This is a genomic window from Novosphingobium sp. SG751A (assembly GCF_013149295.1).
GTDB lineage: Bacteria > Pseudomonadota > Alphaproteobacteria > Sphingomonadales > Sphingomonadaceae > Novosphingobium.
Map to the genome: position 1 here is coordinate 1 of NZ_JABGCB010000004.1, position 17,378 is coordinate 17,378.

Below are 17,378 nucleotides of genomic sequence, written 5' to 3' on the forward strand. Positions count from 1 at the left end.
GTGATAACCTCCGACACGGACGCCTCCTTCAGTGGTGTTCAACACCTCCACTATGGCACATCGATGCCGTCGGGGGGCGTCCACCCCATCAGCTTTATCTGGGGCCTGAGGCCGAGCAATTGCGCCGCCTCCTCTCTCATCGGCCCGATTGAATGATGCGCGGAACAACCTGCGTGAGCTTATCAACCGGCACGGCAAACTCGATTCCCGCCGAAGCATCCGACGGGCCGTAGGGCGTGAAATCAGCTATGGCCGCAAAAGGGCATGATCATGCGGGTCTTTCAAGCGCCCCTTTGGCTCAGCCTATTGTATGGTGATGATCCCAGCCTTGGGATGCCACACGCGCGGTCCCAGCAATCGGTCATGCACCAGCCGGACCGAATGCAGCACAGCCTCAATGTCGCGCCGCCATGCGTCAAGAAATCGGCGTAATTCCGGGAAATGGGGCGCCTCATCGTAAAACTGCCACACAAAAATCTGCAACAGCGAAGGATAGTCGGGCATGAAATAGCTGATTTCTGCGGTGGAGAGGCCATAGCCTTGCAGTTGCCGTGCAAACTCATCATGTCCGCTCATGTCCCGTTCTCCTGTGCTGTGTTGATCATCCCTGTTGGTTCGTCTGTGTGGCATCAGGATTTGTAATTCCGGTCTTTGTGTCAAGTCGGAAATGGTGCGGAATATGAGTTAAGTTGATCGTTTATATAGAAATTTTGGCACTCTCGGTCATCGGGTGCCAAAATTGCATGAACCCGCTTGTCTGATGGATCAAAAGCCCGATCCGCGATCCGCTCTCCATGGCACGTTGGCCAGCGCGGCGCGCAGAGTTTGCAGAAAAGCATTGGTGCGCCCGCTGCGTCCATGCCGCGCATGCAGCAGCGCCACGACATCCGCCGCAGGCGGCGCCCAGTCGGGCAGAATTTCCACCAGCCGTCCCGCCGCCAGATCCCCGGCCACATCCCATTCGCTGCGCACGATCACCCCAAGGCCCGCCAGCGCCCAGTCGCGCACGATTTCTCCATCATTGCTCGACATGGCGGGATGGACCCGGACGGTCATCCGCTCTTTGTCGGCATGCATAAAGCGCCAGAGCGTGACATCCTCGTTGTTTTCCCGCAACGCAAGACAGCGGTGGGCGATAAGGTCATCGGGCGTGACTATGGGCGGATGGCCCTCAAGATATTCGGGCGCCGCGCAAAGAATCCTTCGGTTGGGCGCCAGTGTCGTCACCAGCCTGTCGCTTTCCGGCAAGGCGCCGATATGCACCACAATATCCCAGCTCTCGCTCACCTGCCGGATGGGACTGTCGGACAATTCCAGCGTGACGGTCATTGCCGGATTGGCCCGCACAAAGGCCTCGACAACCGGGCTGACATAGCGCCTGCCAAAGCCGTAAGGGGCCGCCACGCGCAAATGGCCCCGGATCTGGCTGGTGCGACTGGCCAGCCTTTCGCTCAGGGCTTCGATGGCATTGATGATCTCGACGCCTTCCGTGGCGATCATCTCGCCTTCATCGGTCAGGTTCAGCCCGCGCGAAGTGCGCTCGATCAGCTTGACACCCACCCGTTCCTCCAGCGCGCGCAACCGCTGCGTCACCGCAGGCGGGGTCACATTCAGGTTGCGCGCCGCCTCGGCCAGCGAGGGCGAAGCGGCCAGAACACGGAAAAATGTCAGATCCTCGGTGGTGATCATTAGGTTCGATCTTAATGCTATATATAGATCATATTAATTGCAGCATTCATGCTTTGCCATATCATCGGCGCCCAGGCAACTGGCCCGGCGATGGACAGGTGCCCATTTTACAAAGCGTGAAAGATGCCGCCCATGATCTCTGCGCCCGCATGTGACCTTATCTATATCAACGGCGAATGGCGCCATCCTGCGCGTTCCGCCTCGGCCATTCCAGTCATCAGCCCGGCAACCGAACAGGTCATCGGATCGGTGGCTCAATCCAGCGCCCTTGACGTGGATCAGGCCGTGGCCGCCGCAAGAGCCGCTTTCCCCGCATTTTCCGCCACTACGCCTGCGCAGCGTATCGCCCTGCTTGGCCGCATTCTGGTGCTGATGGAGGAGAGGGCAGAGCCGCTGGCACAGGCTATCTGTCAGGAGATGGGGGCGGCCATCGGTTTCGCCCGCACGGCCCATGTCCCTTTTGGACTGGCCCATATCCGCGCCGCGATCGAGGTGCTGGAACGCTTCCCCTTCCTCACCCCTCAGGGCAGCACCGCCATCGCCCGTGAGGCCATTGGCGTATGCGGGCTGATCACTCCATGGAACTGGCCGCTCTATCAGATTACCGCCAAGCTGGCCCCGGCTCTGGCGGCTGGCTGCACCATTGTGCTTAAACCCAGCGAATTGTCGCCTTTCAGCGCCCATATGCTGGCCCAGATCCTGCATGAAGCCGGGACGCCTCCCGGCGTGTTCAACATGGTCACGGGGCTGGGTGAAGAGGTCGGCGCGGCAATTGCCGCCCATGGTGACATTGACATGGTCTCGATCACCGGGTCCACCCGCGCCGGGGTTCTGGTGGCCCAGGCCGCCGCGCCCACGGTCAAGCGCGTGACTCAGGAACTTGGCGGAAAGTCGCCCAATATTCTGCTCGACGATGCCGATTTTGCCCGCGTAGTGCCGCTGGGCGTCGCGGCGGGTCTGCGCAATGCCGGACAATCATGCAGCGCCCCCACCCGGATGCTGGTGCCGCAGGCACGCCTTGCCGAGGTTGAGCATATGGCTGCCGCCGCTGCCCGGGCGCTGGTTGTGGGCGATCCCTCGCTGGAGACCACCGACCTTGGCCCGGTGGCCAATCGCAACCAGTTTGACAAGGTCCAGCGCATGATCGACATCGGCCTTGCCGAGGGGGCCCGACTGGTTTGGGGCGGGCCGGGCAGGCCCGATGGGTTTGACCGGGGGTTCTATTGCCGCCCCACCATCTTCACCTGCCCCGATCCGGCGATGCGCATCGCGCAGGAGGAGATTTTCGGCCCCGTCCTTTGCCTTATCCCCTATCGCGATGAAGAGGATGCGATCCGTATCGCCAATGACACGGTTTACGGCCTTGGCGCGCATGTGCAGTCGGCCGATCTGGACCGGGCGCGCCGCGTTGCGGGCCGGATTCGCGCGGGACAGGTCCATATCAACCATCCAGCATGGGACGGCATGGCGGCCTTCGGCGGCTATAAACAATCGGGCAATGGGCGCGAATATGGCCGTTTCGGGCTGGAGGAATATCTCGAGACCAAGGCCATACTGGGCTACTATCCGCAATGAGCGACCGCTTCGTGGGATGTACCCCGTCCCGCCGGGCAGATTCATGGCCTATGCCTTTGCCGTGCATGTGTGGCGGGATGCTTAACCCCAGCCTTAATTGAACATGCAAGATCCATTAATTGTGCGCGACATTTACCCTCGGCACAATGCCCCCACAAGACCAGCAAGGAACATGATGGTGAGCCATGCAAACACCCTTGGGCAGACTGCCCAAATCTCCGCTCCACTGCGCCTCGACGCGCTTGAAACGCCCTGCCTGATCCTTGATGCGGATCGCATGGAGCGCAATATTGCTCGGCTGCGAGACAGGCTTGCGCCGCTGGGTGTGGCGCTGCGTCCCCATCTGAAAACCGCCAAATCAGTTGAGGTCGCCCGCCATGTGATGAGCAGCCCGCAGGGTCCGGCCACCGTCTCTACCCTGAGGGAGGCCGAGTTCTTCGCCGCCGCCGGGGTGCGCGACATCATCTATGCTGTGGGCATCACGCCGTGGAAATTGGCCAAGGTCCTCGAATTGCGCCGCCAGGGTGTCGATCTGGCCGTGGTGCTCGACACGGTGGAGCAGGCCGAGGCCGTAGCGGCCGCCTCACGCGAAGCGGGCGTCGCCATTCCCGCGTTGATCGAGATCGATTGCGACGGGCATCGCTCGGGCGTGGTGCCCAATGATGCGGCACGCCTTGTCGGGATTGGCCGGGCGCTGATTGATGGCGGGGAATTGCGCGGCGTCCTCACCCATGCCGGGGGCAGCTATGCCGCGCGCGGGGTTCAGGCCCTGCAACAAGCCGCCGAGCAGGAGCGCAAAAGCGTGGTTGATGCCGCCGCCATCCTGCGCGAGGCGGGCCTGCCCTGTCCGGTGGTCAGCCTTGGTTCTACCCCGACCGCGCATCATGCTCTTGACCTGACGGGCGTTACCGAGGTGCGGGCGGGCGTCTTTGTCTTTTTCGATCTGGTCATGGCCGGCATCGGCATTTGCCGGGCCGAGGATATTGCCATTTCCGTCCTTGCCACAGTGATCGGACATCAGCGTGAAAAGGGGTGGATTCTGGTGGATGCCGGATGGATGGCCATGTCGCAGGATCGCGGGACCGCCAAACAGGCTGTCAATCAGGGCTATGGCGTCGTCTGCGATATTGCGGGCCATGCCTACCCGGACCTGATCATGGCCGATGCCAATCAGGAACATGGTATCATCACGCTGCGCCCCGGTTCGCAAGGCACGTTGCCCGATCTGGCCATCGGGGATCGCCTGCGCATTCTGCCCAATCACGCCTGCGCCACCGGCGCGCAGCATCGCCAATACAATGTGGTCCATGGCGCATCCGATGTGGTGACGGGCCAATGGCAACGTTTCGGAGGCTGGTAATGAACAATGCTCCCCAACCCATCCTGACCGAAGGCGCGCCTGCCCCTGCCGGTCACTATGCTCAGGCGATCCGCGCGGGCAGCGCGCTCTATATCTCCGGCCAATTGCCGATCCGGCCTGACAAGGCGCCGCTGGCCGACATGGGCTTTGCCGCGCAGGCAAGGCAGGCCATCGCCAATATGCTGGCCATCCTTGAGGCCGCGGGTAGCAGCGCCCACGACCTGTGCCGCGTCACGGCCTATATCGTCGGGGTGGAAAACTGGCCGGAATTCAATCGCGTCTATGCCGATATGCTGGGCGCGGCGCGTCCTGCCCGCACGGTCGTTCCGGTGGCCGAGCTGCATTACGGCTATCTGGTTGAAATCGACGCCATCGCCGCGCTGCGGGACTGATCTTTCGGAGGTGAGCCATGTCAACGCCTGATCCGGCCAAATCGGCCGCAGCCCCGCGGCTGCAAAGCATCGATGCCCTGCGAGGGCTGGTCATGATCTTCATGCTGCTCGACCATGTGCGCGAGACGTGGCTTCTCTATGTTCCGGTGAGCGATCCGGTCGATGCGCGCACCATCATGCCCGCTTTGTTTTTCACCCGCATCACCAGCACGCTGTGTGCGCCGATCTTTGTGGCGCTGACCGGCTTGTCGGCATACCTCTACAGTCGGCGCCATACGCCGGCCGAAACCAGCGATTTTCTGCTGCGTCGCGGGGCTTTTCTGGTCCTGCTCGAACTTACGCTGATCAATTTCTCCTGGCGGGCCGAACTGCCCTTTCATTTCGTGTTTCTTCAGGTGATCTGGGCCATAGGCCTGTGTATGATCGCGCTGGCGGGCCTGATCCATTTGCCGGGCAGGGCGATCCTGATGCTGGGGCTGGTCATTGTGGGCGGGCACAATCTGCTCGACGGCATTGCTTTTGCGCCTGACAGCCCGATGTTCATTCCATGGGCGATCCTGCACAAACGCTCGCAGATCGAGCTGGCGGGCATGGTGGTCAAGTTCAACTATCCGGTCGTGCCCTGGATCGGGGTGATCTGCCTTGGCTGGTCGGCGGGGGGATGGTTTGCCGGGCTTTCATCCGAAACGCGCTTGAACCGGCTGTGGCGGGCGGGGACGGCCATGATTGTCGGCTTCGTCCTGCTGCGTGCGCTCAATGCCTATGGCGATGCGCCGTGGTTTACGGTGCCCGGTGATCGGCTGCGCACGGTGATGAGTTTTCTGGCCATGACCAAATATCCGCCCTCGCTGCTGTTTCTTCTGCCGACACTGGGCATGGGCCTGATCCTGCTTGCCGTGTTTGAGCGCGCCAACCATGCCCGCGTCACCCACTGGCTCTCGGTGCTGGGCAGTGCGCCGATGTTCTTCTACCTCTTCCACCTTTATCTGCTGCGCCTGCTCTATCTGGCCGCAAGGGCGATCTGGGGGACCAATCACGGGGATGTGTTTGGCTTCGCTTCGCTGGGCTGGGTTTGGGCATTCTATCTGGCCATCATCGTGCCGCTCTATTTCCCCACCCGCTGGTTCTCGAACATCAAGAAGGCCCGCAAGGACATCTGGTGGCTCAAATATCTCTGAGCCATTCGTCCGATATCGCCCGCTCGACAGAAGGTTATCCCATGCATCCTGTTGTTCAGCCTGTCGCCAGCGACGAGCATTTGCCCGAGGCGGTTGATGTTGTGGTCGTGGGCGGCGGCATTGTCGGCACGGCTTCGGCCTATTATCTTGCGCGGCGCGGCCTGTCGGTGGCGCTGGTCGAAAAGGGCTATGTCGGTTGCGAGCAATCAAGCCGCACATGGGGCTGGTGTCGCCAGCAAAACCGCGACCCGCGTGAGATGCCGCTCTCGCTGCTCTCCATGCGCCTGTGGGATAATCTGCGCGGCGAGATCGGGCGGGATCTGGGATTTCGCCGCACCGGGCTGGTCTATGCCACCGACGATGCGGCGGTGCTGGCCGGGTGGGAGGCCTGGGGACCGGTGGCGCGCGAATTCGGGGTGGATACGCATATGCTCACCGCCGCACAGGCTGCGCAGCGCATACCCCAGAACCGGCGGCAATGGGTCGGCGGGCTGCATTCGGTTGCCGATGGCAAGGCCGAACCCGCGTTGGCCGCACCGGCGCTGGCCGAAGGCGCGCGGCAATTGGGGGCGACCATCCATCAGGGCTGCGCGGCGAGGGGGCTGGACCTGACGCAAGGAAGGATTTCCGGGCTGCACACCGAACGTGGCACCATCCGCGCCGATGCGGTGCTTTGCGCGGCGGGCGCCTGGGCCTCGACCTTCATGCGGCGCCATGGCGTTATATTCCCGCAGGCCAGCGTGCGCCAGACAGCCTTGCGCACCAAACCGACCGTCAATCTGGGCGAGGTGCTCTATTGCCCCGATCTGGCCATGACCCGGCGGCTCGATGGCAGCTATACGCTGGCCATCAGCGGGCGCGCGACGCTTGAAATCACCCCGCAGGGTCTGCGCTTTGGCCGCGAGTTCATGCCGCAATTCATCCAGCGCCTTAAGGCCGTGCAACTGGGACTGGGAGGTTCCTTCTTCTCCGGCCCTGAATCCTTGCCCGCGCTGTGGGGCCGCGATCCCGCCATTTTCGAGAACACCCGCGTTCTTTCCCCCGCGCCCAACCGCAAACTGGTGGGCGCGATCATGGCCAATCTGGTTACGACTTTCCCCCAGCTGGCCGGGCTTGAGATGGATGCGGCATGGGGCGCCTATGTCGATTGCACGCCTGATGCCGTGCCCGTGGTGTCGGCGGTGGAGCAGATTGGCGGGCTATGCCTTGCCGCGGGCTGTTCGGGCCATGGGTTTGGTCTTGGCCCCGGCATCGGCCATCTTGCCGCCGAACTGGTGGCCAATGACCGGCCCAGCGTCGATCCCGCTCATTTTCGTCTTGACCGCCTTGTCGACGGATCAAGGATCAAAGTGGGGTCGCTTTAGCGCGCAAGAGGCGGGTGCGGGTTGCCCAGTGCCTATTCCGACGCAGGTGGCCAGTCCGCTTCTTCCCAATTCCAGATTTGCGCAAAGCCTTGCTCGGTCAGCCATGCCGGAACATGAGTTGCCGGTGCAAAGGCGCGGCTCGGATCGGCCAGAGCGCGAATGCGCCGCAATTTGTCGGGCCTGCCTTGAATGATCGCGGCCATCGCCACGGTCTGATATCTGTCGCAAACGACGGCGCCCAGATCGATGGCGACGGCGCGGCGCGCCTGATCAATATCGTAATGCGGCCAGGACACGCGCATGGTCAACGGGTCCTGAAACCAGTGCTGCTCGATGCCGATGCGTTCGGCCATCGCATGCAGCTCGCCCAGATCCGGCGAGAACATGTGACACATCAGCCGCCCGCGCAGTGCGTGAATGGCGCTGTCGACATAGACACTCATGGCGTTACCGGCGATTGCACTGTTATTCCCGTCTACCTAGTCTGGCTTCTGGAGGCCCGAGTATGTCCGACCATCCATCGCTGATCGCCGCGTTCGACCGGTTGAACCTGCCGGGCGATATGCGCGCATTGATCATCGGCCATCATAGCGAAGCGCAGCGCTACTACCATACGCTTCGACACATTGACCTCATGCTGGGTCAGATCCCGGCCCATCATGCCTTTACGCCCGAAATGACTGCCGCGACGCTGTTCCATGACATCATCTACGACCCGGCCCGCGGCGACAATGAGGAATTGTCGCTGGCCATGTTCCAGTCTGCTTCAGATGTCTTCTTGCCGCCTGAACCGCTCGACAAGCGCCTGGTTGCGGAGATGATTCTCGCGACCAAAAGCCATCATTTCAGCGATGAAAGGACGGCGCAGGATCAGGCGGTCAACCTGTTACTGAAGGCTGATCTGAGTATCCTGTGGCATGCCGATCCGGAAGTGTATGCATGGTACGCGGCGGGCGTTCGCAAGGAGTATGGCTTTGTGCCCGAGGTCCGGTTTCGCGAAGCTCGGGCAACAATCCTGACGCGGCTTCGTGACGATCTGCTCCTCAGCGGGCAACTCACATTGGCCGAACAGGACATGCTGAAGCGCAATATCGGGTGGGAGCTGGGCTGAAGCGGCTTTGGCCGGAGGCGGGCAGGGTGCGCAGACATAGTTTGATACAATGGTGCGAATCAATCGCAATAAATATCTTGCAAATGATAGTGATTCGCATTTACACGCAGTGGCCTCGCGGTTGACGCGAGTTTGCAATCCTTGGGGGCCACATGAACCATCGTTCCTCGCCGCGCGCCGCGCGGCGGACCTTTCTTGCCTTGTCCTGCATCGCGCCTGCGCTGGCCGCGCCCGCTCAGGCCCAGCAGCAGGAGCAGAATCTGGGCAGTTTCGCGGTGACCGACAGCGTGGTGGTTGAACCCACGCGCAAGCTGGAATCGCCCAAGCGCACGCGCCCGGTGCGCGATACGCCCCAAACCATCACGGTTCTTGGCCGCGCCGAGATCGAGGAGCAGAACCTGCTGACCCTGCGCGACGTGCTTTCCACCGTGCCGGGTATCACCTTTGGCGCGGGCGAGGGCGGGGGCGGCTATGGCGACGCTATCACCTTCCGCGGCTATAGCGCCAGCAATGACATCACGGTTGATGGTGTGCGCGACAGCGCGCAATATACGCGCACCGACCCCTTCAATCTTGAAACCATCGAAATCACCAATGGCGCCAATTCGGTCGTCTCGGGCGCAGGATCGGTGGGTGGACAGATCAATCTGGTAACGAAAAAGCCGCTGGCCCACAATGAAAGCGTGCTGAGCGCCGGCGTGGGCACCGCCGATTATTACCGCGCCACGGCCGATATCAACCGCACCATTGGTGGGCAGGCCGCCTTTCGCCTGAACGCCATGGCGCACAAGAACCGCGTTCCGGGGCGCGAGGTGGAGAATTACAAGCGCTGGGGCATTGCGCCCGCGCTGACCTTCGGCCTTGGCACGCCCACGCGCTACACGCTGCAATATGTCCATCAGGAAGACACCAACGTCCCCCAATATGGGCTGCCCTATTATAATGGCTTGGTACAGGGTGTAAGCCGCAGCGACTATTTCGGCTATCGCAACGTTGATCGCCAGCGCAGCGTCGTCAATCAGGCCACCGGCATTTTCGAGCACGATCTGGGAGCGAAAATCTCGCTGCGCAATCTGGCGCGCTGGCAACAGGTGACGCAGTTCACGCTGGTCGATCCACCGCAGGGCACATGGTGCCTGACATCGACCAATCTTACGCCCACCGGGGCCTCATGCGGCACCGTGCCCGCAGGGTATTACCAGCCGAGCGGCCCGCGCGGCAACACGCGCAAAAGCACCAATGACCTGTTCTTCGATCAGGTGGACCTGAAGGCGGTGTTCAACACCGGTCGGATCGAGCATACGATCGACCTTGGCGCAGCGATCAGTTGGGAGAAATTCCATCTCTCCAGCGGCAGTTCGCTGCGCAATGTCGATGGCACATCGCCCGCGCTGCCGTTGATGAACATCGCCAACCCCGACAATGTGGCGGTGGGCAGCAACAGCGCGCTGGTTTACGGCAGCAACACCTATACCGGCCCGATCAACTATATCGAAAGCGCGCGCCAGACCGGTGAGCAGTCGAATTATGCAGTCTATTTCTTCGACACGATGAAGCTGGGCAAGGTTGAGCTGAACACCGGCGTCCGGCTTGAAGACAACACCGGCACCTATCGCGCCGACACCGTATCGACCGCCGCCGCCACGCTGGGCGCGGTGACGCCAGGCACCACGTTCCGCAATTCGGCCACGCTGTTTTCCTATCGCGTGGGGCTTGTTTATAAGCCGGTCGAGCCAGTCAGCCTCTATGTCGCCTATGGCAATTCGCGCACGCCCTCCAAGGCGTCGGTCAATGGTTCGTGCAGCGCGGCCACCTGCAACATCGATCCCGAATCGGCTAAGAATTACGAAATCGGGGTCAAGGCCGAAGTGCTCGGCGGCCTGCTGCTGACCGCGTCGATATTCCGCAATGAACGCGACAAATATGCGGTGGCCTCCAACGATCCGACCATTCCCGATCAACAGCTTAATGGCAAATCGCGGGTGGATGGCATCACGCTGGGCGCCAGTGGCAATGTCACGCCGCGCCTGCGCATGACGGCCAATTACACGCATTTGCGCGGGCGTCTGCTCCAGTCGGTGTCGAATTACTGCATCGCCAATCCTTCGACCACCTGCGGCAATTCGGCGGCCAACCGCAACCCGCTGGGCGGCACGGCGCTGCAAAATACACCCGAGGATGCAGGCAGCATCTTTGCCACATACAGGCTCTTCGACGGCCTGACGCTGGGCTATGGCGCGACCTATCAGGGCAGCTTCGCTTTCGCCTCGCCCACCTATGTCGCGGCCACCAACAGCTTGACCCCGGCCACCCGCTCGCAGGCCTATTGGGTGCATCAGGCCTCGCTGGCCTATGAGATCAACAAGCGGGTCTCGCTCCAGCTCAACGTGAAGAACTTCACCGACAAGCTCTATTTCACCCGCATCCGCAACAATGGCTGGGCCACGCCGGGTGATGCGCGCTCGGCGGTGCTGACCATGAATGTGAAGCTGTAATTTCCAATCTTCCCTGCCTTTCGAGGCGAAAGGCAGGGAAGGCCGGCATGGCTGGATCAAAGCATGTTGCGATCATGCTTTGTGCCGCCATGCCGGTTTTTTGATCCTGAGGGCATCTGGATGATTATCGAAATCCCCGAGGTTTTCTCGCGCGATGAATGGCGCGAGATCCGCCTGTTGCTGGAAACTGCCGATTGGGCAGACGGGCGCGCCACCGCAGGTCATCGCGCCGCGCGGGTGAAGGACAATGAGCAGTTGCCGCTCGATCATCCGCTGGCCCGGCAATTGGGTGACCTGGTGCAGGAACGGCTGGGCCAGACGCCTGCTTTCATTGCATCCGCCTTGCCGCTGCGTTTGCTCCAGCCGCGCTTTTCCCGCTACGATGGGCGCGGGCGCTATGGCAGCCATGTCGATAACGCGCTTTTCCCGGTTCCGGGCAGCGGTGATTTCGTGCGCTCCGACATTTCGGCTACGCTGTTTTTCAGCGATCCGGAAGAATATGATGGCGGCGAACTGACCATCGAGGACACTTTTGCCACCCATCAGGTGAAACTGCCCGCCGGGCATATGGTGGTCTATCCCAGCTCCAGCCTGCACCGGGTCGAACCCGTGACGCACGGCCGGCGCTATGTCTCTTTCATGTGGGCGCAAAGCTTCGTCGCCTCGCCCGAACGGCGGCGGATGCTGTTTGAACTGGACGGGGCGATCCAGCAATTGTCCATGGATGTGCCCGAGCATAGCTCGCTCGATGAATTGACCCATCTCTATCACAATCTGCTGCGCCACTGGTCGGCCACATAGGGCGCGGTGTTTGATCATGCCGGGCGCGGCGCGCAAAAGTGGATCAGCGGCTTCACCATGGCGGTCATGCAGGCTACAGGCCTTGCGATGACCGAGATGAATTTGACCCCGCTCGAACGCGCCGCTCGCGCCATGTACGATAATGTTCAGCCTGATTGGGACTGGAGCGATCCCGACGCCGAGCCCATGCGCAAAATGTACCGCGATAACGCGCGCGTGGCGTTTATGGCCATCATGGAGCCCAGCGCCGCGATGCTCGGCAGAGGTGAAGCCAAGCTTGAAAATGCAGACTGTCTGGCAGTTTGGCAAGCCATGGTGGCGGCCATGCTGCAAGGCGAATGAAGTCGGCCATCCAAAGCGATTGTTGTGATCGCTCCGGATGGCCGTTTTACCAGTCAGGCGCTGGCCTTTTTCAGCGCCGCCTTTTCCCGCTCGGCCTGCCTTGCGGTCACTTCCTCGGGCGTGGGGATGATCTGGCGCAATTCGGCTATGGCCTTGTCCGCATCGATGAACATGGCGGCGGGGCTATCGGCATCGCCGGGATTGCCAAAGGCGACCCACATCCAATCCCCGACCGCGCGCGGGGCGATCATGGTAAACCCCTTGAAGCCGCGCGCCTTGGCCAGCAAGGCTGCATGCAGCATCAGCGCATCCATCTGGGCGAAGGGCGAGCTGATGGGGGCGCTTGCGGTATTTACCTGATAGAAGCGGGAGTTCTTGATCGGCTCCTTGCCGATCATCCGTGATTTGTCTGTATTCCAGACAATTTTACTCAGCCTTTCATAGTCATCCACCTTGGCATAGGTCAGGATGTTGCTGAAAAGCGTGCGGTTGTTGGTGTCATTCTGTAATTGGGTGGCCAGAATGCGGCGGCGCATCACGTCCCATTGTTCGTCGCTGCCGGTGGCCAGAATGCCGGTCAGTTGATCCTTGGTCGCATCCTTGCGCAGCTTGTCGACCAGCAGAAAGCGCGCGCCATAGCTGATCGAAGACCATTCGCTGCGCGCCCCGAACATCCGCCGCGCCTGATCCAGCCTGCCCTCGCGCACCAGTTGCAGGATACCCAGAAAGTCCAGCTTTTCCACCACGCCCGCGCGGTCGTTCTCCGGCTTGCCCTCGGCATCGCGCGCTTCAAGGTTGGCTCGCGCCTCCCCGGCGCGGGCCTCGGCGCGGGCCCAGTCCCCGGCCAGCGCATGCGTGATCGCGGCATCGGCCAGCGGGGCGCTGTTCTTGGAATCGGTGACCACAGCCTGCGCACGCACGATCACCGCCTCGCGCAGGGCGACGGCGGCGGCAAGCTGGTTCTGATCTTCCAGCCGGTTGGCGTGGATCATTGCGCTGGTGATCACCATGCGATCAGCTGCGGCAAGATAATTCTCGGCGAGCCCGCCATCCTTGCGGTTGGCCCAGCCAAAATCCTGGCCGGTCATCACCGGCACAAAGGAATAGGGCGCAGCCACCGCCGCCGCCAGGCCCGCGTCGCGCGCCCCTGCGGCATCGCCCATCCGGATGCGTGCCGCCGCTTCAAACCGGTCGAGCGAGATGCCCATGCTGCGCTGGAAATAGGGGTTGCTGGTCAGGCCCTCGGCTGCCGCTTCGGCGCGGGCCTGCACCACATCGGCCAGCGCCTTGTCATAGTGCTTGGCCTCGATATTGTGCGCCGACCGCGCCAGCAGAAGGGGCAGTCGACGCAGCGTGTTCTTTTCACGATGGGCCGGATCGTCGATCAATTGCGAACAGATCGCCACCCCCGCCTCGCCAAACACACGCTTTTCGGGCGAGGGCAATTCTGGGCGGGGTGCAAACAGGGCCAGCAATGTCACCGCTCCGACAAAGCGTGCGAAGCTTTCCGCATCGCTCATATGCGGCGGGTTGCCGTCACAGCGGATGTGGAGCGAGGGCAGCTTTGCATCCGGCGTGGCGGCCGCCGGGACCGGCACAGGTGGCGGTATCGCTGTGACCTCTTGCGCGGCGACCTGCTCTGCACAGAGCGCAGCCAAAGCCACACCCAGCACGGCGCGCATCGCGCGCCGCGACAGCGAATGATCTTGCATGAAATGTCGTCCCCCGTTTCTTCAGCCTTTCAGGGTAGCGGGGATGCAGGGCGTTGCAAGAGGGTAAGGCGCCGGCATGGAGGAAAGCGGCGCGCCGTTTTTCAATGCAGATCGATGAGCACCGGCCCCATTTCACCGGAAAAGCGTAAGGGCATCGAGATATCGCGGCTGATCGCGGTGCCCGTGTCGCGGCCGATCCCGACACCATCCTGCCCAAAGTAATTGGGCACCGTGGAGGGCAGATGCATCTCAACCGGCTTTGCGCCGTCGACGGAGAGCATCACCTTCGCTCCGGCACCCGGAGCAGAGCCATCGGCAACCACGCGCAGGTCAATTTTGTGCGCCCCCTTGCTCAGCATTGCGGGATGGGTCAGTCGTCCCAGCGGTTGAGGCTCGCAGCGGTAGAGGAAAGTGGCGCGGCCACGGATGATGTAGAGCCCCCAGCCAATGGGGAAACCTCCCTGCGAAATCAGCGTTCCGTTATCCTGTTGTCCGTTGATCGTGATCGGGACATTGAGCGACCAGTTGCGGTTGCGGATATTGGGGAATGCCTCGTCCGAAAGCGGGCGCTCCTGTCGCCAATAGGTGAAATGTGTGCGTCCATTGGCCTAATAGGGGCGCAGACCATCGCGTGTGCGCGGCCCGATCGGCATATCCAGCAGGCCAAAGTCATTCTCATGCATTGCAGAATTGAAACCCTGACGCATATCTGCCAGCAGAGCCGGATTTTGCGCCGCAACATCGCGCGATTGCGAATAATCATGGTTCAGATCGTAAAGCGCCCACGACCACTGGGCCAGCGGGGTCCAGGGTTTGGCCTCCCACGGCAATTTTGGCGGGATGCTCGAAGCCAGCCATCGCGATAGAAGGCACGGTTGCCCAGCATCTCGAAATATTGCGAGCGATGCCTTTCGGGGGCATCGACGTGGCCCAGATAAAGCAGGCTCTGTCCGTCCAGCTTTATCTGGGCCACGCCGTCCACGGTTTCGGGCGGGGTGATGCCGATGGCCTCGTAAATGGTGGGGGCAATGTCGGTGACATAGCCGAACTGGTGGCGCATCTCGCCGGGGCGGGCGATGCGCTTGGGCCAACTGATCACCAATCCGTCGCGTATGCCGCCCAGATGCGAGGCGACCTGTTTGAAATATTGGAATGGCGTGTCCATCGCCCATGCCCAGCCTGCGGGATAGTTTTCCGAAGACCAAGGCTCGCCCAGATCCCTCAGCTTGCCCCAGTCATAGGCCGGCGTGGTCTGAGGCCCATTGAGCGCGCCCAACACCGAGCCTTCCTGCCCGCCTTCCGCAGAGGCGCCATTGTCGCCGTCGATATAGAGGACCAGGGTGTTGTCCCACTGGCCAGCCTCTTTCAACGCGGCGACGATCCGGGCGAATTGCGCATCGCAATAGGCGCGCTGGGCGGCGTGGACTTCCATCAACCGGGCCGCCAGCGCCTTTTGCTTGGCGTTAAGACTGTCCCACGCCGGAATTTCGGCCGGTCGCGGGGTCAGCACTGCGTTGGCCGGGATGATGCCCATGCGTTTTTGCCGGGCAAAAGTTTCCTCGCGCACCTTGTCCCATCCCTGATCGAAATGGCCTTTGAAGCGGGCGATCCATTCGGGCGGCGCCTGATGCGGTTCATGCGCCGATCCGGGGGCGAGATAGGCGAAAAACGGTTTGGTGGGGGCGATGGAGACATGCAGGCGCATCCAGCCGATCAAATGGTCTGCCAGATCGCGGTCGAGAATATAGCCGGGCTGGCGCGGCGGGTCGACCGAAACGGTATTTTCGTTCAGAGCAGGCGTCCATTGGCTGGTCGCGCCGTTCATGAAGCCATAGTAATAGTCGAAACCCAGCCCCGTGGGCCAACGGTCGAACGGGCCGACGGGCGTGGATTCCCATTCGGGCGTGATATGGTTTTTGCCGAACCACGCCGTGGAATAGCCCGCCAGTTGCAGCACCCGCCCGATGGAGGCCGCGCTTTTGGGCAGGATGCCGGTATAGCCGGGCGCGTTGACCGCAAGATTGGTGATCGTGCCCATGTTCACATGGTGGGGATTACGCCCGGTCAGCAGCGCCGCGCGGGTGGGCGAGCACATGGCGGTGGTGTGAAAGCGATTATAGCATAACCCTTGCGCGGCCAGCGCATCATAGGCCGGGGTCGGGATCGGTCCGCCAAAAGTGCCGGCTGCGCCGAAACCGACATCGTCATTCAGCACGATCAGCACATTGGGCGCACCCGCCGGAGCCACCGGCGCGTGGGCAACAATGGGCGTCAGCGCTGGCGGGACCGTTTGCGCGATAGCCGCGCCGGTCAGCAGCAAAGCCAGCGCCAGAACGCAGAGCGAGGCGGCCGGTCTGCGGGGATGTCGTGCCATTTTGTCTCCCATCGTGCTCATGGCCTTTCGAAAAAACGGGCCATGCTTTCCGGCATCTTTCGCCCGGGTCGATAATGGGATTACAAAAACATGGGTTCGCCCGCGACGCCCCATTCGGCTATGGGAGTCATGACTATATGGGTATGGGATAAAAGGTATGGTCGGAACGATCCGCCAGTTGGAAGTGTTCAGGACTGTTTGTCAGGCCGGTTCCTATATGGCCGCCGCCGAGGCGCTGGGGATCACGCAAGCGGCGGTCAGCCGCCATATCAATGCGCTGGAGACGGCCTGCGCACGTCCGTTGTTCACTCGCGCGCCGGGCCGCCCCAACGTTTTAACGTCTGCGGGCGAACATTTCCATTTGGGCGCTGACAGCCTGCTTGAGAGCGCTCGGCAATTGGGGTTCAGCGGAAGCATGGTCGTGCCGATCCGGGTCGGTTCGGACAGTGTCATTCTCAATACGATATTGCGCACATCGCCGATGGAATTCAGCAGCGATGGCCGCAAGATCTCGGCCGATCTCCATACCATTGCCGTGGCGCCGGAGGTGGTGATGGACGCGCTTGAGCTGGATCTGGCCTATTTCACGTGTCCGATCGATCAACAGCCCTTCGCCAATGCCGAATTGCTGGTCACCTATCACAGTGGGCTTTTCGCCGCTCCCCATGTCGCTTTTGATCATGCTCTGGAACTGGCCCATGCCGGAGTGGGCGCGATCCTGATGAGCCAGCCTCGCGCGCGGATCGGACTGGCCAGTGGTATGCTGGTTGCGATGGATGATTTTTGCCCGCCCCATGCGATGGGGCGTTTTGCCATCCAATTTGGAAAGCCGACATCATTCGTCGCGAAAATGCACCGCTATCTGTCTGAATTGATTGTATCGAAATCGTAATCTGTCTTTGTGAGGCAAGCGCCTGATCGCGCAAAGCATCATGCTGCATCAAACCATATTGACCTGTCGGGCAAATGCGGCGATGAAGGCGGC

At 61.8% G+C, this 17,378-nt stretch carries 16 protein-coding genes; 10 read left to right on the forward strand and 6 right to left on the reverse strand.

Annotated elements, in window-relative coordinates; genetic code table 11:
- Positions 1–303: 303 nt before the first annotated feature.
- Together FHW96_RS06145 and FHW96_RS06150 are read right to left on the reverse strand one after the other, a co-directional pair.
- The gene (locus tag FHW96_RS06145; protein ID WP_172339679.1) at positions 304–576 is read right to left on the reverse strand and encodes a protein usg; all 273 of its coding nucleotides are present in this window, start codon (positions 574–576) and stop codon (positions 304–306) included.
- Positions 577–765: 189 nt separating this feature from the next.
- Entirely contained in the window at positions 766–1,689 is a 924-nt protein-coding gene (locus FHW96_RS06150) for a LysR family transcriptional regulator (protein ID WP_172339680.1), read from the reverse strand.
- 132 nt (positions 1,690–1,821) lie between these two features.
- Here FHW96_RS06150 and FHW96_RS06155 point away from each other — a divergent pair, with 132 nt between their 5' ends.
- From FHW96_RS06155 to FHW96_RS06175, 5 genes are all read left to right on the forward strand, one after another.
- Positions 1,822–3,264 carry an aldehyde dehydrogenase family protein gene (locus FHW96_RS06155; RefSeq protein ID WP_172339681.1) on the forward strand — a complete coding sequence of 481 codons (1,443 nt, stop codon included), beginning with the start codon at positions 1,822–1,824 and terminating at the stop codon, positions 3,262–3,264.
- A gap of 172 nt (positions 3,265–3,436) precedes the next feature.
- Complete coding sequence (locus tag FHW96_RS06160) at positions 3,437–4,624, forward strand: DSD1 family PLP-dependent enzyme (RefSeq protein WP_172339682.1); 1,188 nt, start codon at positions 3,437–3,439, stop codon at positions 4,622–4,624.
- On the forward strand, positions 4,624–5,016 hold the full coding sequence (locus FHW96_RS06165; protein ID WP_172339683.1) for a RidA family protein: 393 nt from the start codon (positions 4,624–4,626) through the stop codon (positions 5,014–5,016). The genes FHW96_RS06160 and FHW96_RS06165 overlap by 1 nt, the downstream gene beginning before the upstream one ends.
- A gap of 17 nt (positions 5,017–5,033) precedes the next feature.
- Entirely contained in the window at positions 5,034–6,194 is a 1,161-nt protein-coding gene (locus FHW96_RS06170; protein ID WP_172339684.1) for a DUF1624 domain-containing protein, read from the forward strand.
- 41 nt (positions 6,195–6,235) lie between these two features.
- Positions 6,236–7,558 carry an FAD-binding oxidoreductase gene (locus tag FHW96_RS06175; RefSeq protein ID WP_172339685.1) on the forward strand — a complete coding sequence of 441 codons (1,323 nt, stop codon included), beginning with the start codon at positions 6,236–6,238 and terminating at the stop codon, positions 7,556–7,558.
- A gap of 32 nt (positions 7,559–7,590) precedes the next feature.
- Here the strand turns inward: FHW96_RS06175 and FHW96_RS06180 are convergent, their stop codons facing one another.
- Positions 7,591–8,001 carry a DUF4031 domain-containing protein gene (locus FHW96_RS06180; RefSeq protein WP_172339686.1) on the reverse strand — a complete coding sequence of 137 codons (411 nt, stop codon included), beginning with the start codon at positions 7,999–8,001 and terminating at the stop codon, positions 7,591–7,593.
- A 62-nt stretch (positions 8,002–8,063) separates the two neighbouring features.
- On the opposite strand from FHW96_RS06180, the gene FHW96_RS06185 reads away from it, so the two are divergent.
- The 4 genes from FHW96_RS06185 to FHW96_RS06200 all read left to right on the forward strand — a co-directional run bounded on the left by FHW96_RS06185 (position 8,064) and on the right by FHW96_RS06200 (position 12,307).
- A complete protein-coding gene (locus FHW96_RS06185) occupies positions 8,064–8,669 on the forward strand; it encodes a hypothetical protein (protein ID WP_172339687.1) in 606 nt (201 codons plus the stop codon).
- A gap of 152 nt (positions 8,670–8,821) precedes the next feature.
- Positions 8,822–11,164 (forward strand): TonB-dependent siderophore receptor, encoded by a 2,343-nt coding sequence (locus FHW96_RS06190; protein ID WP_172339688.1) that lies wholly within the window; start codon positions 8,822–8,824, stop codon positions 11,162–11,164.
- Positions 11,165–11,284: 120 nt separating this feature from the next.
- The gene (locus FHW96_RS06195; protein WP_172339689.1) at positions 11,285–11,965 is read left to right on the forward strand and encodes a Fe2+-dependent dioxygenase; all 681 of its coding nucleotides are present in this window, start codon (positions 11,285–11,287) and stop codon (positions 11,963–11,965) included.
- A gap of 6 nt (positions 11,966–11,971) precedes the next feature.
- The gene (locus FHW96_RS06200; protein WP_253950777.1) at positions 11,972–12,307 is read left to right on the forward strand and encodes a hypothetical protein; all 336 of its coding nucleotides are present in this window, start codon (positions 11,972–11,974) and stop codon (positions 12,305–12,307) included.
- Between the two features lie 53 nt (positions 12,308–12,360).
- Here FHW96_RS06200 and FHW96_RS06205 read toward each other — a convergent pair whose 3' ends face one another.
- The 3 genes from FHW96_RS06205 to FHW96_RS06215 form a co-directional block, all read right to left on the reverse strand.
- The gene (locus FHW96_RS06205; RefSeq protein WP_172339690.1) at positions 12,361–14,019 is read right to left on the reverse strand and encodes a hypothetical protein; all 1,659 of its coding nucleotides are present in this window, start codon (positions 14,017–14,019) and stop codon (positions 12,361–12,363) included.
- Between the two features lie 101 nt (positions 14,020–14,120).
- On the reverse strand, positions 14,121–14,303 hold the full coding sequence (locus FHW96_RS06210) for a hypothetical protein (RefSeq protein WP_172339691.1): 183 nt from the start codon (positions 14,301–14,303) through the stop codon (positions 14,121–14,123).
- A 482-nt stretch (positions 14,304–14,785) separates the two neighbouring features.
- Entirely contained in the window at positions 14,786–16,393 is a 1,608-nt protein-coding gene (locus FHW96_RS06215; protein ID WP_172339692.1) for an arylsulfatase, read from the reverse strand.
- 157 nt (positions 16,394–16,550) lie between these two features.
- Between FHW96_RS06215 and FHW96_RS06220 the strand changes: the two genes are divergently transcribed.
- Positions 16,551–17,285: a LysR family transcriptional regulator gene (locus FHW96_RS06220; RefSeq protein ID WP_172339693.1), complete on the forward strand. Its 735-nt coding sequence runs from the start codon at positions 16,551–16,553 to the stop codon at positions 17,283–17,285.
- The last annotated feature ends 93 nt before the right edge of the window (positions 17,286–17,378 follow it).

Bases quoted from the DNA above. Each gene is read 5' to 3' on its own strand.
- FHW96_RS06145 (WP_172339679.1), bottom strand. From the start codon at position 576: ATGAGCGGACATGATGAGTTTGCACGGCAACTGCAAGGCTATGGCCTC.
- FHW96_RS06150 (WP_172339680.1), bottom strand. From the start codon at position 1,689: ATGATCACCACCGAGGATCTGACATTTTTCCGTGTTCTGGCCGCTTCG.
- FHW96_RS06155 (WP_172339681.1), top strand. From the start codon at position 1,822: ATGATCTCTGCGCCCGCATGTGACCTTATCTATATCAACGGCGAATGG.
- FHW96_RS06160 (WP_172339682.1), top strand. From the start codon at position 3,437: ATGATGGTGAGCCATGCAAACACCCTTGGGCAGACTGCCCAAATCTCC.
- FHW96_RS06165 (WP_172339683.1), top strand. From the start codon at position 4,624: ATGAACAATGCTCCCCAACCCATCCTGACCGAAGGCGCGCCTGCCCCT.
- FHW96_RS06170 (WP_172339684.1), top strand. From the start codon at position 5,034: ATGTCAACGCCTGATCCGGCCAAATCGGCCGCAGCCCCGCGGCTGCAA.
- FHW96_RS06175 (WP_172339685.1), top strand. From the start codon at position 6,236: ATGCATCCTGTTGTTCAGCCTGTCGCCAGCGACGAGCATTTGCCCGAG.
- FHW96_RS06180 (WP_172339686.1), bottom strand. From the start codon at position 8,001: ATGAGTGTCTATGTCGACAGCGCCATTCACGCACTGCGCGGGCGGCTG.
- FHW96_RS06185 (WP_172339687.1), top strand. From the start codon at position 8,064: ATGTCCGACCATCCATCGCTGATCGCCGCGTTCGACCGGTTGAACCTG.
- FHW96_RS06190 (WP_172339688.1), top strand. From the start codon at position 8,822: ATGAACCATCGTTCCTCGCCGCGCGCCGCGCGGCGGACCTTTCTTGCC.
- FHW96_RS06195 (WP_172339689.1), top strand. From the start codon at position 11,285: ATGATTATCGAAATCCCCGAGGTTTTCTCGCGCGATGAATGGCGCGAG.
- FHW96_RS06205 (WP_172339690.1), bottom strand. From the start codon at position 14,019: ATGCAAGATCATTCGCTGTCGCGGCGCGCGATGCGCGCCGTGCTGGGT.
- FHW96_RS06215 (WP_172339692.1), bottom strand. From the start codon at position 16,393: ATGGCACGACATCCCCGCAGACCGGCCGCCTCGCTCTGCGTTCTGGCG.
- FHW96_RS06220 (WP_172339693.1), top strand. From the start codon at position 16,551: ATGGTCGGAACGATCCGCCAGTTGGAAGTGTTCAGGACTGTTTGTCAG.